Genomic DNA, 16,580 nt, shown 5'->3' on the forward strand with positions numbered 1-16,580 from the left:
TGGTTAGAATCGGGCACACCGAATTTGCCCGCACGACCCGCGCCCATGAGGCGCGACCGTGTTACCCGAACCGCGCCCCCCCAACCAGAGCCCCCGCCGATGAGCACCTCGTTCGACTGCAGCTGGCTACTCGCCGACCCTGGAACCGTGCCCGCGCAAGCCGACATGCGCATGACCGTCGAAGCCGGCCGCATTGCCGCGATTACGCCGGCTCCCGACCCGTCCGCATACGCGCAGACACGGCGCGTGGCGCTGCCCGCGCTCAGCAATGCGCACGATCACGGCCGCTATCTGCGCAGCGCGAGCGTCGGCGCATTCGACAAGCCGCTCGAAAGCTGGCTGCCGTTCATGGGTCTCGCACCGGGCGCCGATCCGTATCTGAGCGCCGCGGCCGCATTCGCCCGATCGGTGCGTCACGGCGTAGCGAATCTGATGGTGCATTACACACGCGTGCAGGGCGGCATGCCCTATCTCGACGAAGCACGCGCGGTCGCGCGCGCTGCCCGCGATATCGGCAATCGCATCGGCTTCGCCGTAGCGATGCGCGACCGGCAAGGCATCGCCTATTGCGACGACGCGACCGCGCTTGCCGCGTTGCGCCCCTCCATTCGCAGCGCGGTGGCCGCACAGCTCTCCGTGAAGCCGGTGTCCGTCCAGCAGCAGCTCGCGCTCGTCGACGACCTCGCGCACCTGATCGACAGCGAAGGCTACGGCGAGCATGTGACGGTCCAATACGGTCCGACCGGCGTCCAGTGGTGCTCGACGCCGCTGCTCGAGGCGATCGCGCGCGCGTCGGCCGACCATGACCGCCCGATCCATTTGCATCTGCTCGAAACACGCTATCAGCGCGAATGGGCCGACCGCGCGCATCCGGAAGGTATCGTTCGCTATCTCGACGAACTCGGCCTGCTGAGTCCGCGGCTCACGCTCGCGCATTGCGTCCACGCGCGTCCCGACGAACTCGCGCAGCTCGCCGAGCGCGGCGTGACGATCGCCGTCAACACCAGTTCGAATCTGTATCTGAAATCCGGCATCGCGCCGGTGCCCGACATGGTGCGGCACGCTTGCCAGATCGCGCTCGGCCTCGACTGCACGGGCGTCGACGAAGACAACGACGCGCTGCGCGAGCTGCGCCTCGCTTACCAGCTGCACCGCGGCTGGGGCTTCGACGTGACCATGACGCGCGCGCAGCTGTGGGCGTTCGCCGCGCAAAACGGCCGGCGCAGCGTGCTCGGCGCGCGTGCCGGCGCGCTGCCCGGCGGGCGGCTCGAGCCCGGCGCGGCCGCCGATTTCGTGCTCGTCGACTGGGACGCGCTCGACGACGACGCGCTGTTCCCGGTCGAGCCGTTCGAGCTGTTGCTCGCGCGCGGCAGCGGCGCGCATATCGATACAGTGGTGATCGGCGGGCGCACCGTGGTCGCCGGCGGCCGCCTGCAAGGTATCGACGAGGCGGCGTTGCGCGCCGAACTCGTCGGTCAGTTACGCGCGCGCATCGCCGCGCAACCGTCGGTGCATGCATGGCGCGAGACGCTCGACGCGCTGTCCGAGGATCTCGGCCCGTTCTATCGAACGAGCGCCTGGTTCGGCTGCTGCTGACCGGCAAGGCGCCCGGCCCAGCGGCGCGCAGGCATTGTGCACGGCGCGCGGCGTTCACCGGCACACCCGTAAAACGACGATTTACGCGCGCCGGGCTAGTGCCTCGCCGGCCATCGCGCGCGCGATCGTCGGCTGATCGGTCTCGCGCGCGGGCGCGTCGTACACGATGCGTCCTTCGCTCATGACTGCAATGCGGTCCGCGAGTTCGAGAATCTCGTCGAGGTCTTCCGAGATCAGCAGTACGGCCGCGCCGCGGTTGCGCTGCTCGACGATGCGCGCGCGAATCTCCGCCGCGGACGCGAAGTCGAGACCGAAACACGGATTCGCGACGATCAGCACGTCGACCTCACCGGACAGCTCGCGCGAGAGGATCGCGCGCTGCACATTGCCGCCCGACAGATTGCCGATCGGTTCGTCGGGCGACGCCGTCTTCACGCGATACGCGGCGATCCGGCTCAGCGCATGCCGGCGGATGCGCGCGGGCGACAGCCAGCCGCAAAAGCCGCGCAAACCGGGCTCGTCGAACACGCGAAACGCGATGTTCTCGGCCACCGTCATATGCGCGACCGCGGCATTGCGCAACGGCTCCTCAGGCAGGCAAAACACCTTGCCGGCACGCATCTGCGCGCGGCGCGGCCGATACGCCTTGCCGTCGACGAAAATCCGGCCGCCGCTTGCCGCACGCTGCCCCGACAGCACTTCGACGAGCTGCGCCTGGCCGTTGCCCGACACGCCGGCAACACCGACCACTTCGCCGGCATGCACGGACAGATCCACATCGCGTACCGCGGGTCGGCCGTCGTCGTCAGCCGCGCTCACGCCCTCGAGTTCGAGCGCGACCGCATGCTGCGCGACATCCCACGCGCGCCGCGGCGCGGCTTCGCGCAGCACCGCGTCGCCGACCATCATGCGGCTCATCGCATCGACCGACAATGCGCCGACCGTGCCGGCGCCCGCCAGCTTGCCGCGCCGAAGCACGCTGACTTCGTCCGCGTATTGCGTCACCTCGCGAAACTTGTGGCTGATCATGATGACCGTGAGCCCGTCGCTGCGCGTGAGCGAGCGCAATAGCGCAAGCACCTCGTCGGCCTCGCCGGGCGTCAGCGCCGAAGTCGGCTCGTCGAGTATCAGCAGGCGCCGCGCGAGATAGAGCTGCTTCAGGATTTCGAGCTTTTGCCGCTCGCCCGCCGAAAAGCTCGCGACGCTGCGCTCGAGCGGCAGGCGAAACGGCATGCGTTCGAGAAAGGCGAGCAGATCGCGCTTTTCCGCGCGCCAGTCGATCAGCGATGGCACGTCGGAGCGCGCCATCACCAGATTCTCCGCGGCGCTCAGCGAAGGCACGAGCGTAAAGTGCTGATAGACCATGCCCATGCCGCGCCGGTGGGCGTCGCGGATGCCGTCGATCGACACCTCGCGGTTATCGAGCAGAATCTGTCCGCGCGTCGCTTTATGCTCGCCCATGATGCACTTGACGAGCGTCGACTTGCCCGCGCCGTTCTCGCCGAGCAGCGCGTGAATCGTGCCCGCGCGCACCTTGATCGATACATCGTCGAGCGCGACGTGCGCGCCGAAATGCTTCGCGATGCCGACCGTTTCGAGCACGATCCCGGAACGGCCGGGCGAGTCGCCGGCGAGCGGCGCAGTGGATGCGGCGGAAGATTGCGTCATGGTCGACACCTGGAAAACTCAACGGTATTTCGGAGCGCGGGCGCGTCGGCGCCAGTCCGTTTCATCGGCGCGTAATCGACAGTTCGGCCGGCGCGCCCTTGAGATTGCGGCGCGGCGACGACGAGACGATGAGCACGACGAGCGTCAGCAGATAAGGCGCCGCGTTGAAAAAGTAGTAACCCGACGTCACGCCGATGCTTTGCAACGCGGGGCCGAGCGCGCCCGCCGCGCCGAACAGCAGCGCGGCACCGACACAGCCGAGCGGATGCCAGCGCGCGAAGATCACGAGCGCGACCGCCATCATCCCCTGCCCCGACGACAGTCCCTCGCTCCAGCTGCCCGGATACGACAGCGAGAGAAACGCGCCGCCCACACCGGCCATAAACCCGCCCAGTGCGGTCACCGCGAGCCGCACACTGTCGACCCGATAACCGGCCGCCCGCGCCGCGCTCGCCGAATCGCCGCACATGCGCACGACGAGTCCCCAGCGAGTGCGCCGCAGCGCCCATGTGAACCCGAATGCCAGCGCAATGCCGATCGGAAACAACGGATTGATCTGCAGCGCCGCCCGCACCTGCGGCAGCGCCGACCAGGCGCCAAACGCGAGCGACGGCAGATGCGGCGCATCGGGCTGGATATACGGCTTGCCGAAAAAGAACGCGAGGCCCGTGCCGAACAGCATCATCGCAATGCCGATCGCGATGTCGCTCACGCGCGGCAACCGGCATATCGCGCCGTGCAAAGCGCCGAATGCCGCGCCGGCAAAGCCGGCGCATAGCGTGCCGAGCCATGGAGAATGCGTGTGGAAGCTCACGGCATAGGCCGCCATCGCACCGAACACGAGCGTGCCCTCGAGACCCAGATTGATACGGCCGGACTTCTCGGTCAGACATTCGCCAAGGCTGACGAACAGGAATGGCGTCGAGACGCGGATCGCGCCGGCAAGCATGGCGAGCGGCACCGCCCAGATGCCGATATCGGTCGTGACCATCATGGCTTTCCATCGATGTCGGGCACGCCGCGCGCGGCAGCCCGGAAAATCGCGAAACGCCCATAAAGCGTTTCGCTGACGAGCAGCACCACGAACAGCGTGCCTTGCAGCAGCAGCACGGTCGCATCGGGCAGATCCAGCCGCCGCTGGATCAAGCCGCCCGACGCCGAAATGCCGCCGACCAGGATCGCAACCGGCACGATCGCAAGCGCATGATGGCGTGCGAGAAACGAGACGAGAATGCCGGAAAAGCCGTAGCCCGCCGCAAGCGATGCATTCGCACGGCCCTGCACTGCCGCGACCTCGAAATAACCGGCGAGCCCCGCGCACGCGCCGGCCAGTGCGCAAGCCGCGACGATCAGCCGTCCGACCGGCAGCCCCTGCGCGCGTGCGGCACGCAGGTTGCCGCCGGTGAGCCGCGCCGCGAAGCCGAACGTCGTGCGGCGCATCAGCACCCAGGCGGCAATCGCGAGCACGACGCTTGCCGCCAACCCCCAATGCACGCTCGTGCCGGGAATATTGCCGACCATGTTCGCGTCGCCGATCGGCCGCGTCGACGATTTGATCGGACTGGCCGGATCGCGCAACGGTCCTTCGACGAAGAAGTTCAGGATTGCGATCGCGAGATACGACATCAGCAGGCTCGAGATGGTCTCGTTCACGCCGCGGAAATGCCGGAGTGCGCCAACCGCGCCGATCCACGCGGCGCCACTCGCGAGCGCGGCGGCAACCATCGCGATCGTGACGAGCGCGGGCGCACCGCCGCCGCCGAACGGTAAGGCCGCGCACGCAGCCGCAAAGCCGCCGAGCACGAGTGCGCCCTCGCCGCCAATTACGACCAGACCGAGCTGGGCCGGTATCGCGACGGCCAACGCGGTGAACACGAGCGGCGCAGCCCGCACGAGCGTGTTCTGCAGCGAGAACCACGTGCCGAAGCCGCCACGCCACAACAGTTCGAAGAATTCGCCGGGCGCCACGCCGAGTGCGAGCAGCAGCACGGAAAAGATCGCCGCGGCGCCGCCCACCGCGAGCGCCGAAATCGCCAGCATTTCGGCGCTCTGGCGCACCGGCATGAACCGGTCGCCACGGTCGTGAAGGCCGGCGGCAGTCGCCGGCGACGTAATGGATTGGGTCGACTCGCTCGCCATAACCGGTTGCACAGTGAATGAGAAGCGGGCGTCGATCAGGCGATCGAACCGACCACACCTTCGACGAGGTAGTTGGTCTGGTCGAGGAACGGATCGTAATTGCCGTACGTCCTGTCGATCACGATCTTGCCCGTGTTGCTGCGGATCGGACCGACATAGATCGGCTTGCCCGCTTTCAGATCGGCGATTGCCGCGAGCGCCGCGTTGCGCGCCGCCGGCGTCGCGCCCGCGCCGAACGGCGTGCTCGCGACCAGATCCTTGTCGTATCCCCCGTACAGCGCATTCGGCAGCTTGCGGCCCGCGGCAATATCGGCCGCATAGCCCTTGTACGCGGTGTCCCACTTCGCCTCGGCGCCGGTGATGAAACCTTTCGGCGCGAGCGCCGCCTGCGACGTGTTGTGGCCGCAGCTCTTCACGCCATGCTGCTCCGCCGTTTCGACGACCACCTTCGGACTGTCGACATGGCACGCGATCACATCGCAGCCGCCGGCAATCAGCGCATTGGTCGCTTCGGCTTCGCGCACCGGCAGCGTCCAGTCTCCGGTGAAGATCAATTTGACCGATGCATGCGGATTCACCTTGCGTACGCCAAGCATGAACGAGTTGATCGTGCGCAACACGATGCCGATCGGCTTCGCCGCGACATAGCCGATCTGATTGGTTTTCGTCGACAGGCCAGCAGCCACGCCGTTCACGTAGTGCCCCTGGTCGCGATAGGCGAAATAGCCGCCGAGGTTGTTCGGATGCTTCGCCGGATCCCAGAGCCTGCTCGCGTGGCGGAACTGTACGTCGGGATAGGCGCGCGCGAGCTCCACCATGTAGGGATCGAAGTAGCCGAACGACGTGCCGAGAATCAGCGACGCGCCGTCGAGCTGAACCATCGACTCCATGCTTTTGCGCACGGCGATCGTTTCGGGCACGTTCTCTTCTTCGACCACGTTGACGTTCGGCAGCGACCGCAGCGCTTGCGCCGCAAGCGCATGCGACTGGTTCCAGCCGAAATCGTCGCGCGGCCCGACGTATACGATGCCGATCGTCAGTTTGTCCTTCGCGGCCGCGAGTCGCGGCATCATGCCGGTGGCAAGGCCGACCGCCCCTGCGCCGGACAGCGCGAGAAATTGTCGTCGATTGATCTGCTGCTTCATCTGCGTTCGCTCCAGGCGTTTATCCGATTGGCTCGGTGAGTGTGTTCAGGCGTGTGTGAAAGTAAGGTTGCGTCGCGTAAGACCGGCGCACGGCCTCATGCGCTTCCGGCTCGCTTCGCGGACCGCTCGCGCGCCGCGCGCGGCTTGCGGGCGCCGGCCCCCGCGCGTGCCGGCGACTGGTCGGCGGGCGCAAAAGCGGCTGAATAGCGCCCGAGAATGTCGACGATGTCGGGCCGCGCCGCCTCTGCGCGATCGACCAGCGAACGCGCTTCGAGCGCTTGCAGATGGTCGCTCATCAATTGCTGCGCAAGCGCGACGTCGCGCTTGCGCAGCGCCGCGATCAGCGTGCGGTGCTCGCGCATGCCGCACTCCTGCGACGGCTCGTGCCCATGCACCGCGAGAATCAGCGAGCAACGCGACACGACCTCCGATACGTAGCGCTCCATCAACGCGTTGCCGCTCAGTTGCGCGAGCAGCATGTGGAATTCGCTCGCGACGCGCAGTTCGAGCTTTGCGCCCGCGCCGCGCGCCGCCTCTTCGCGGCGCACATGTTCATCGAGTAACGCGACGAAGGCGGGCTGCCAGTTCTGGGCCACGAGACGCACGACCTCGACCTCGAGGCAGCGGCGCACCTCGAACACCGCCTTCGCTTCCTCGCGGCTGGGCCGCGCCACGGTCGCGCTGCGCTTGTTGCCGGTATCGATCAAGCCTTCGTTCGCGAGCCGCGCGAGCGCCGCGCGAATCAGCGTACGGCTCACGCCGAAATGCGCCGCGAGCGCATCCTCCGGCAGCTTCGTGCCCGGCACGAGCGCCTGCTCGACGATGGCTTGCCGCATCGACAGATAGGCGACATCGGCTCGGCTGACTGACGTCATGAAAGAGATCGGTGAGAGAGACGGGACCGGCCGCGCATTGCGTTGCGCCGGAAAATGGACGCGAAGGATCGCAACATGTATGCCAGATCGATGCGTTTCGTATGCAAGACGTTCTGCAGCCTGATGCGCTCTGCGCGTGCCGTGTACGTCGCATCGGCTTGATCGACGCCGCGATTGCGCCGTATCGGTCGCATCGCGCCCGCTGTTAGCGCGTGAATGCGCCAATTCGGCGAATCTTCACCCCGTTTTGGACCACCTTTTTGACTGCTTGATGGATACGATAAAGCGACGTATTGTCGACAGCGTTTTTCGGGCAAACGCTCAGGACAACCGATCCCGGCGCGGGCGATTTCTTGCGCCGCACGATCCTTGTCACAATCGTCAAAAACATGAAAGAAACCTTCGACGTCCCCACCGCCGGCACGGCTGAGATCGGTCCGCTTGCGACACACGGCCGCTTTTCCTATCGCGCGATCACCGATACCGACACGTTCAGCTGGCCCGGCGACAAACGGCTCGCCGTCTATCTGGGCTTCAATATCGAGCACTTCGCATTCGGCGGCGGTCTGGGCGCCGCGCTCGGGCCGGTATCCCCGGAGCCCGACGTGCTCAATTACAGTTGGCGCGAGTATGGCAACCGGGTCGGCGTGTGGCGCTGCCTCGAGCTGTTCGATCAGCTCGACATGCCGGCCGGCGTGCTGATCAACACCGCGCTGTACGACCATTGTCCCGAAGTGATCGACGCATGCATTGCACGCGGTGACGAACTGATCGGCCACGGCCATACGAATTCACAACGCCAGGGCACGCTTGCGGAAGCCGACGAGCGGGCGCTGCTCGCGCATTGCCGGGACCGGATCGCCGCGCATGCGGGCACGCCGCCGGCCGGCTGGCTGTCGCCATGGATTTCGGAGTCCCACGCAACACCCGATCTGCTTGCCGAGACCGGCTACCGCTATACGCTGAACTGGTGTCACGACGATCGCCCGGTGCGCATGGCCACGCGCAGCGGCCCGCTCTGGTCGATTCCTTATCCGCAGGAACTCAACGATCTGCCGATGATGATCGGCCGCCATCTGGACGGCTGCGCGTTCGCCGACATGATCATCGATCAGTTCGACGAAATGCGCGAGCAGGTGCAGGCGAGCCGGCACCCGCAGGCGCTCGTCATGGGTATTGCGCTGCATCCGTACCTGGTCGGCCAGCCCTACCGGCTGCGGCACCTGCGGCGAGCGCTAAAACATATCGCGGCAGCCCGCGCGCAAGGCGACGTATGGATCACGACGCCCGGCGCGATCGCGCGCCATATGGATGCAATGGAAAGCGCCGGTCTCGTGCGGACAGACGTCAGGCCACGCTAAAGCGCTGCGCGATTCAGCACGAAATCGAACTCGAGCGTGTAAAACGGCGTTGCCATCCGCGTCCCATCCGGCGCCACGCCTGCCTCATGCTGCAACCACGGCGCGATCAGCGACGACCGCACGCCGAACACCGCATCCGAGTCCAGATACGGGTCGCCTTCGCGGAACACATGCGTGACGAGCCGTTCATAACCGGGCGCCGTGATCATGAAATGCAGATGCGCGGGCCGCCACGGATGGCGGCCCAGCGCATCGAGCATGCGGCCGACCGGCCCGTCGTGCGGAATAGGGTACGGCTCGCCGACAATCGAGCGGAAGTGGTAGCTGCCGTCCGCGCGGCTGTGCAGCACGCCGCGGCCGCGATGCTCGCCGTCGTCGGGATATTGAACGTCGTAGAGACCATCGGCGTCGGCCTGCCACACTTCGATGCGCGCATTCGGCACAGGCTCGCCGTAGAGGCCCCTGATTTTCCCCGACACGAAACACGGCACACCCGTTGCGCCGTTCGCGACATCGGCGCCGTTTTCATACTCGGGTGCGCCTTCGACAAAGAACGGGCCGAACACGGTTGCCTCCGTGCAGCCGGCAGGTTTGCGGTTCGCCATCGCGACCACCAGCGTCGACAGGCCGAGCGTGTCCGAGAGCAGGATAAATTCCTGGCGCTTCTCATCGGTCATGTGACCGACGTCGGTGAGAAAGCGAATACCCTGTTCCCATTCGCTTTCGGTGAGGTTCACTTCGCGTGCGAATGCATGCAAGTGACGTACAAGGCTGCCGGCAATCTCCGTCAGCCTCGCGTTGCCCACGTGTTCATGCCTTGCGAGCACGGCATCGGTGATCGTGTTTTCGTCCAGATTACGCATGATGCGTGCCCCTGTGTGAGAAGTGCTTGAGCGCGAACTCAGTGTGGATTGAGCGTCAACCCAGCGTAATCCGATCATGACACAGGCATGGAAGCGCTGCCGGCAACCTGAAACTCCGGTATGCGAAGCAATGTAGCGCCGACGCGAAGTGCTCGCGCCGGCGGCTACGTATCACGTCGACTTAAAAGCGGCCGCGATCGAACTGCGGCAGCACCGGCGTGCCTTCGAGCGCGACCGAATGCAGCAGTTCAGGCTCGAGGCCGAGCACGCGAAGAATGGTCGGCGCAACCTGGGTGGTCAGTACCGGCGCGTCGATCGTGCGGCCCGCATTGTGCGCGCCGTGCGTACCGTGCGCATCAGGCACGTAGACCACCAGACCGAGGTGGCTGTCGTCGGGCGCATTGCCGCCGTGCTCTTCGTCCTTCGACGTGCTCGACGTATAAATCACGCCAGGATTCGGCTGCACGATGATGTCCGGCGTACGGCCAAGCGCCGGATTGCCGAAGCGCGCGGCCAGTTGCGGACCCGACAGGATATAAGCCTGCGGCCCGTCCGCGCAGATGCCCGGCGCGTTGCAGCTGAGGTTGTCCTTCAGCGTCTTCACGACTGCTGCGCGCTGGCTCTGATCGCGCAGCCAGATCAGGCCGACGTCGTCGGTTTGCACGAAGCCGGTATCGACAAGACCGGTACCGTCGTTCAGATTGCCGCTCTTCGTCGCGGCCTGGCCGAAGTTGCCGTTCGGGTCGAGAAAGTTATTCGCTTCGAGCAGCTTCGTCAGCGTGTCGCCGTTTTTCACGAGCTTCGTGTGATCGGTCGGCGACTGGCCGTGCTTCGACGTCACGATGATCGCCGTCGAGGCATACAGGTCGCGCTGTTTGAGTTCGGCCACGACGCGGCCCAGCGAATTATCAATGTAGGTGATCGCCGCGCTCACTTGCGGTCCCGGCGTGAAATCGGCATCGAGATATCCGCCTCCGCTCGCGACCGTCGCCTTCTGCGCCACGCTCAGGGTCTGGAAGTCGGCGCCGAACACGGTGGGCACGGCTGCGCCCGTCTGCCCCGTCGAATCCTTGCCGTCGATCTCGTTGAGCATCTCCTGCACGTGGAAATTATCGAAGGTTTCGGTGTGCGTGAAGACGTCCGTGTAGTCGCTCTTCGTGGCCGGATCGATCGAGTTGATCTCGGTGCGCGCGAGATCGTCGACGCCCCTGCCCGACGGCCCGTTGAGCCAGTCATAACCAAACGCGTGTTTGTCGGACCACGCGGTACGCGCGCCGCGCATGTTTTCTTTGACCACCTCGAAAAGCGTATTCGTCTTCACGTAATTGTGCGGAAACACTTGCACACAGGCGCCATTCACGCGCGCGTGCGGAATCGCCTGCGGGTTGAACGCACCGCCGCCGTCGAGGTGAATCAGCGCCCCGCCGTTTTCCGCGTCGATACCCGTGGTCTCGTCGAACACGACGTTCCACCCCTGCTTGCCCGTGCACTGCGTGTCCGACGGCGCATACAGCGTGCGGTCGTACGACACGTCGTAAAAGAGCCCGGCCGTTTTCGGCGAACCGCCGGTCACCAGCGCGGCAAGACCCGGAAACGAGTCCGACAAACCGGGCGTGTGCGCGTTCGTGTAGGTGGTGCCGTCTTTTGCGAGCAGCGCGAGATTCGGGCAGGCATTCGCGGCGACACAGCGTGCGACGTCCTGTTCGTGCAAGCCGTCGAAGCTGATCAGCAGCACGTGCTTTACCGCCGCGCCATGATGGCCGTTGCCTTCGCTGCCTTCGTTGTGTCCGTTGTGATCCTGTCCGTTGCCCATCATCATCGCAGTACCGGCCGCCGCACCGGCCGTATGCATCGCCGCAAGCGAGACTGCAATCGCGCCAACCATGTACCGCACACGCATCGATTTCCTGATCGTCTTCATGTCTTCGTCCTTTCAGGTGGTGAAGTAATACTTGGTAATCGATGGCGAATGTGAAGGCCGATCAAGTCGTTTCCGTGATTTATCGCTTTCATCTCGCTGAATTGCGCCAATGCACTCGAATATCGAAGCATTTGCGCAACAGCATTTTTTGCTTAAGGTTCTGTTAACCGACAGGCGCGATGCATCGCCTGCCTCTCATGTGCAGTCGCATTGCTGTCGAGGAATTCGCACCTCGTCGAAGCGTTATCCGTATATGTGACAGCGAGGACAACTTATGTGCGGTATTGCAGGATGGGTTGATTACGGACGCAACCTGAAAGACGAGCAGCCCATCGTTCAAACGATGACGGACACGATGGCCTTACGCGGCCCCGACGCACGCGGCATCTGGATCGACGCGCATGCGGCGCTCGGCCATCGCAGGCTGTCGGTGATCGATCTCGAAGGCGGCGCGCAGCCGATGCGCGCCGTCGAAGACAGCAAGACCATTGCGTGCCTCACGTACAGCGGCGAGGTCTACAACTACGTCGAACTGCGCGAGACGCTGAAACGGCATGGACACACGTTTCGAACGAAAAGCGACACCGAAGTCGTGTTACGCGCGTATCTCGAATGGGGCGAAGCGTGCGCCGAGCGATTGGTCGGCATGTTCGCGTTTGCAATCTGGGACGTACGCAAAGAGCAGTTGCTGCTTGTGCGCGACCGGCTCGGCGTCAAGCCGCTGTTTTACCAGCCGTTCGGCCGCGGCGTGCTGTTCGGCTCCGAGCCTAAGGCGATTCTTGCGCATCCGCAGATGCGCCCGCACGTCGGGCTCGACGGGTTGCGGCGCGCGCTCAGCGTGACCCGTATGCCCGGCGACGCGATTTACGACGGCATGCGTGAAGTGAAACCCGGCCATATCGTGCGCGTATCGCGTGATGGCTTGAACGAGCGCTGCTACTGGAAACTGGAAGCACGCGAGCATACCGATTCGCTCGACGTCACGATCGACACCGTGCGCGCGCATCTCGAACGGATCATCGAGCAGCAAACCGTGACGGATGTGCCGCTATGCAGCCTGCTGTCGGGCGGCCTCGATTCATCGGCGGTCACGGCGCTTGCCGATAAGCGCCTGAGGCAGCGCGATGGCCACGCCTTGCGCACCTACTCGGTCGATTTCCCCGAGCGTGGCGTGCCGTTCGGCGCGGATCACTCGCGCGATTCGCGCGATACGCCGTTCGTGCGCGCGTTTGTCGAACAATTGCGCACGCAACATACGGAAATCGTGCTCGATACGGCGCAGATCGCCGCGCCTGAAGTACGGCGCGCAGTCGTCGACGCCTACGATGCGAACTGGAAAATCGGCAGCGATATGTGTCCGTCGGCGTATCTGCTGTTTAACACGGTGCGCCGCGACTCGACGGTTGCGCTTTCAGGCGAAGCGGCCGACGAAGTGTTCGGCGGCTATCGCTGGCACCATCAGCCGCAATTTCTCGAGGCAAAGACGCTGCCCTGGAAAATGGGCCTCGCAGACCCGGCGCGTGTGCTGACGCCCGAGCTTTGCAATGCGCTACGTGTGCCCGAATACTGGGCCGATACGCACGATCAGGTCTGCCACGCAACACCCACGCTGCCGGGCGAAACGGCTCTTGCCCAACGCAGACGCGAGCTTTCTTTTCTCGGCCTGACCTGCTGGCTGCCGAACCTGCTCGATCGCAAGGATCGCCTGAGCATGGCAGTCGGCCTCGAAGTGCGCGTGCCGTACTGCGATCACGAACTCGTGCAGTACCTGTTCAACGTGCCGTGGGAAATGAAAAGCTTCGACGGACGCGAGAAGAGCCTGTTGCGCGCCGCCTGTCGGGACCTGCTGCCCGACGCGATTCTGCAGCGCAAAAAAAGCGCGTATCCGGCGACGCAGGATCCGGCTTATGAACGGATGCTGCAGCAGAGAATGGCCGATCTGCTCGCGAATCCTTCGCCTCGCGTGCAGCAGCAATTCGACCGCGATGCCATGCGCAGCCTGATCGATAAACCGGTGGGGGAATCCAGTATCAACTGGCACAGAGTCGACGTCGATCACACGCTTGCGCTTGTGGATTGGCTCGAGCGCCACGACGTCGAAATCATCGTGTGAGCTTGTCGGGGACACTCGCGTGCGCCGCTCACCGGCGCGGGCCACGCCGGCCGGTGAGCGGATTCGCGGATCAAACTACACGCAACGCGGGGGAGCGAGCGTGTCTACTTCAGCGTACCTAAGTGCGTACCTGAGCGTGTGCCTCAGGCCTTCGCCTTCAGCTCGAGACGGAACTTGTGCAGCAGCGGTTCCGTATACCCGCTCGGCTGCTCACGCCCTTCGAACACAAGCGCGCATGCGGCCTTGAATGCAAGCGACGCATCGTAGTTCGGCGCCATCGGCTGGTAGTGCGAATCGCCGGCATTCTGCTGATCGACCATCTTCGCCATGCGGCGGAACGTCTCTTCGACCTGCTCGCGCGTCACGACGCCGTGATGCAGCCAGTTCGCGATGTGCTGGCTCGAGATACGCAGCGTCGCGCGGTCTTCCATCAGGCCGACGTTATGAATGTCCGGCACCTTCGAGCAGCCGACGCCCTGGTCGATCCAGCGCACCACGTAGCCGAGAATGCCCTGCGCATTGTTCTCGATCTCCTGGCGGATCTCGTCGGCGCTCCACTGCGCTTTCTCGACCACCGGCACCGTCAGCAGGCCGCCCAGCAGTTCGTCGCGCACGCTCGCGTAGTCGGTGCGCTCGAGCTGCTGCTGGACCGCCTGCACGTCGACCTGGTGATAGTGCAGCGCATGCAGCGTCGCTGCGGTCGGCGACGGCACCCACGCCGTGTTCGCGCCGGCCTTCGGATGCACGATCTTCTGTTCGAGCATCGCGGCCATCAGGTCCGGCATGGCCCACATGCCCTTGCCGATCTGCGCGCGGCCGCGCAGGCCCGCCGCCAGACCGACCAGCACGTTGCTGCGCTCGTACGCGGCAATCCATGCGGTCGACTTCATATCGCCCTTGCGCAGCATCGGGCCCGCCTCCATCGACGTATGCATCTCGTCGCCGGTGCGATCGAGGAAGCCCGTGTTGATGAACGCGACACGCGCCGACGCCTGGCCGATACACGCGAGCAGGTTCACGCTCGTGCGGCGCTCCTCGTCCATGATGCCCATTTTCATGGTGTTGCGCGCCAGACCGAGCACGTCTTCGACGCGGCCGAACAGCTCATTGGCGAATGCGACTTCATCGGGGCCGTGCATCTTCGGCTTCACGATATAGATCGAGCCCGTGCGCGAATTCAGCTTGTGCTTGCGATCGTGCAGCGCGCACAGCGTCGTAATCACGCCGTCGAGTATGCCTTCCGGAATCTCGTTGCCGTCGCGATCGACCACGGACGGGTTCGTCATCAGATGGCCGACGTTGCGGATAAACAGCAGCGAGCGGCCGTGCAGCGTGAGCTTCGAGCCGTCCGCACGCTGGTATTCGCGATCCGCGTTCAGGCGCCGCGTAAACGTCTTGCCGCCCTTCGTCACTTCTTCGGTCAGCGTACCGTTCATCAGGCCGAGCCAGTTGCGATAGAGCTCGACCTTGTCGTCGGCATCGACGGCCGCTACCGAGTCTTCGCAATCGATGATCGTCGTCACGGCTGCTTCGACGAGCACATCTTTGACATGTGCGGCATCGGTCTTGCCGATCGAATCGGCTGCATCGATCTGGATTTCGAAATGCAGGCCGTTATGCTTGAGCAGCACTGCGGTCGGCGCCGCCGCGTCGCCCTGGAAGCCCGCGAATTGCGCCGTATCGCGCAGCGCGCTGCTGCCGCTCTTCAGCGTGACGACAAGCTTGCCGCCTTCGACCGCATAGCGCGTCGCATCGGCGTGCGAACCGTTCGCGAGCGGCGCCGCCTGATCGAGGAACGCGCGCGCGTAAGCAATCACGCGTGCGCCGCGCGCCGGGTTGAAGCCGGCCTTGCGTTCGGCGCCGTCGGTATCGGGAATCGCATCGGTGCCGTAGAGCGCGTCATAAAGACTGCCCCAGCGCGCATTCGCGGCGTTCAGCGCATAGCGCGCATTCGACAACGGGACGACGAGCTGCGGGCCCGCCTGTTCGGCGATTTCGGTGTCGACATGGTCGGTCGTGGCCTGCACGCGCGCCGGCGACGGCACGATATAACCGATGTCTTCGAGGAACGTGCGGTACGCCTTCGCGTCGCGCACCGGTCCCGGATGCGCGCGGTGCCACGTGTCGAGCTCGCGCTGCAGGCGCTCGCGCTCGGCGAGCAACGCGCGGTTTTTCGGCGCGAGGTCGTGCACGAGCTTGTCGAAGCCGGCCCAGAACGCGGCGCTTTCGACGCCGGTGCCTGGCAGCGCTTCCTTTTCGATGAACTGGTCGAGATTGGCGGCCACTTGCAGGCCGCCGCGCTGAATCATCTTTGGCTGAGTCATTATCGCTACTTCCTGTCTGCTGTTTCGTTGGGGCGAGTGGGATACCGCTTGTTTACGGCTTTGCTTCCGCTTTATTCCGCTTTGATACCACTGAATTACGCTAACTGACCGCGCGCGGGCTGGGCGCGCGATCCGTCAGCCGGCAACGCTCTGTACGCCGGCGCGGGCGATCTGCGCGTCTTCGGGCGCCTTCACGCCGGACACGCCGACGGCGCCGACCACCTGGCCGTCGACCACGATCGGCACGCCGCCTTCGAGCGCGCCGGCGAGCGGCGCGGACAGAAACGCGGTGCGGCCGCCGTTGATCATGTCCTCGTACTGCTTCGATTCGCGGCGTCCGAGCGCTGCCGTGCGGGCCTTTTCAGTCGCGATATAGGCGCCGATCGGCGCGCAGCCGTCGAGGCGCAGCAGCGCGAGAAGATGGCCTCCGTCGTCGGCAACCGCAATCGTGACGGCCCATTTGTTCTTCTCCGCTTCAGCGCGGGCTGCGTCCAGAATGCGCGTCGTTTCGGCGACGGAAAGCGTGGGCTTGCTCAACATATTCGATTTTCCTTTCGATTATAGATTTGCACTAT

General features: G+C 65.0%; 12 protein-coding genes. 3 read left to right on the forward strand and 9 right to left on the reverse strand.

The window, feature by feature from the left end:
• The first annotated feature begins 99 nt into the window (after positions 1–99).
• Positions 100–1,596: an amidohydrolase family protein gene (locus tag KZJ38_RS17220; RefSeq protein WP_219797404.1), complete on the forward strand. Its 1,497-nt coding sequence runs from the start codon at positions 100–102 to the stop codon at positions 1,594–1,596.
• Between the two features lie 81 nt (positions 1,597–1,677).
• On the opposite strand, the gene KZJ38_RS17225 is transcribed toward KZJ38_RS17220, so the two are convergent.
• The 5 genes from KZJ38_RS17225 to KZJ38_RS17245 form a co-directional block, all read right to left on the reverse strand.
• Entirely contained in the window at positions 1,678–3,264 is a 1,587-nt protein-coding gene (locus tag KZJ38_RS17225; RefSeq protein WP_246641522.1) for an ABC transporter ATP-binding protein, read from the reverse strand.
• 61 nt (positions 3,265–3,325) lie between these two features.
• Complete coding sequence (locus KZJ38_RS17230; protein WP_246641791.1) at positions 3,326–4,255, reverse strand: ABC transporter permease; 930 nt, start codon at positions 4,253–4,255, stop codon at positions 3,326–3,328.
• A complete protein-coding gene (locus KZJ38_RS17235; protein WP_219797405.1) occupies positions 4,255–5,403 on the reverse strand; it encodes an ABC transporter permease in 1,149 nt (382 codons plus the stop codon). The genes KZJ38_RS17230 and KZJ38_RS17235 overlap by 1 nt, the downstream gene beginning before the upstream one ends.
• Positions 5,404–5,438: 35 nt before the next feature.
• Positions 5,439–6,548 (reverse strand): BMP family ABC transporter substrate-binding protein, encoded by a 1,110-nt coding sequence (locus KZJ38_RS17240; RefSeq protein ID WP_219797406.1) that lies wholly within the window; start codon positions 6,546–6,548, stop codon positions 5,439–5,441.
• A 95-nt stretch (positions 6,549–6,643) separates the two neighbouring features.
• Entirely contained in the window at positions 6,644–7,423 is a 780-nt protein-coding gene (locus KZJ38_RS17245; protein ID WP_219797407.1) for a GntR family transcriptional regulator, read from the reverse strand.
• Positions 7,424–7,812: 389 nt separating this feature from the next.
• Between KZJ38_RS17245 and KZJ38_RS17250 the strand changes: the two genes are divergently transcribed.
• A complete protein-coding gene (locus KZJ38_RS17250; RefSeq protein WP_219797408.1) occupies positions 7,813–8,784 on the forward strand; it encodes a polysaccharide deacetylase family protein in 972 nt (323 codons plus the stop codon).
• Here KZJ38_RS17250 and KZJ38_RS17255 read toward each other — a convergent pair.
• Positions 8,781–9,647, reverse strand: a complete 867-nt coding sequence (locus KZJ38_RS17255; protein ID WP_219797409.1) for an intradiol ring-cleavage dioxygenase — start codon at positions 9,645–9,647, stop codon at positions 8,781–8,783. The two genes, KZJ38_RS17250 and KZJ38_RS17255, sit on opposite strands and share 4 nt — an antisense overlap.
• A gap of 181 nt (positions 9,648–9,828) precedes the next feature.
• Positions 9,829–11,568 (reverse strand): alkaline phosphatase family protein, encoded by a 1,740-nt coding sequence (locus KZJ38_RS17260; RefSeq protein ID WP_246641523.1) that lies wholly within the window; start codon positions 11,566–11,568, stop codon positions 9,829–9,831.
• Between the two features lie 274 nt (positions 11,569–11,842).
• Between KZJ38_RS17260 and asnB the strand changes: the two genes are divergently transcribed.
• Complete coding sequence (asnB, locus tag KZJ38_RS17265; RefSeq protein ID WP_219797410.1) at positions 11,843–13,681, forward strand: asparagine synthase (glutamine-hydrolyzing); 1,839 nt, start codon at positions 11,843–11,845, stop codon at positions 13,679–13,681.
• Between the two features lie 143 nt (positions 13,682–13,824).
• Here the strand turns inward: asnB and KZJ38_RS17270 are convergent, their stop codons facing one another.
• Complete coding sequence (locus KZJ38_RS17270; protein ID WP_219797411.1) at positions 13,825–16,005, reverse strand: malate synthase G; 2,181 nt, start codon at positions 16,003–16,005, stop codon at positions 13,825–13,827.
• A 135-nt stretch (positions 16,006–16,140) separates the two neighbouring features.
• A complete protein-coding gene (locus KZJ38_RS17275; protein ID WP_219797412.1) occupies positions 16,141–16,545 on the reverse strand; it encodes a heme-binding protein in 405 nt (134 codons plus the stop codon).
• Positions 16,546–16,580 lie beyond the last annotated feature (35 nt).

The organism is Paraburkholderia edwinii, assembly GCF_019428685.1.
In the GTDB taxonomy this organism is placed as follows: domain Bacteria; phylum Pseudomonadota; class Gammaproteobacteria; order Burkholderiales; family Burkholderiaceae; genus Paraburkholderia; species Paraburkholderia edwinii.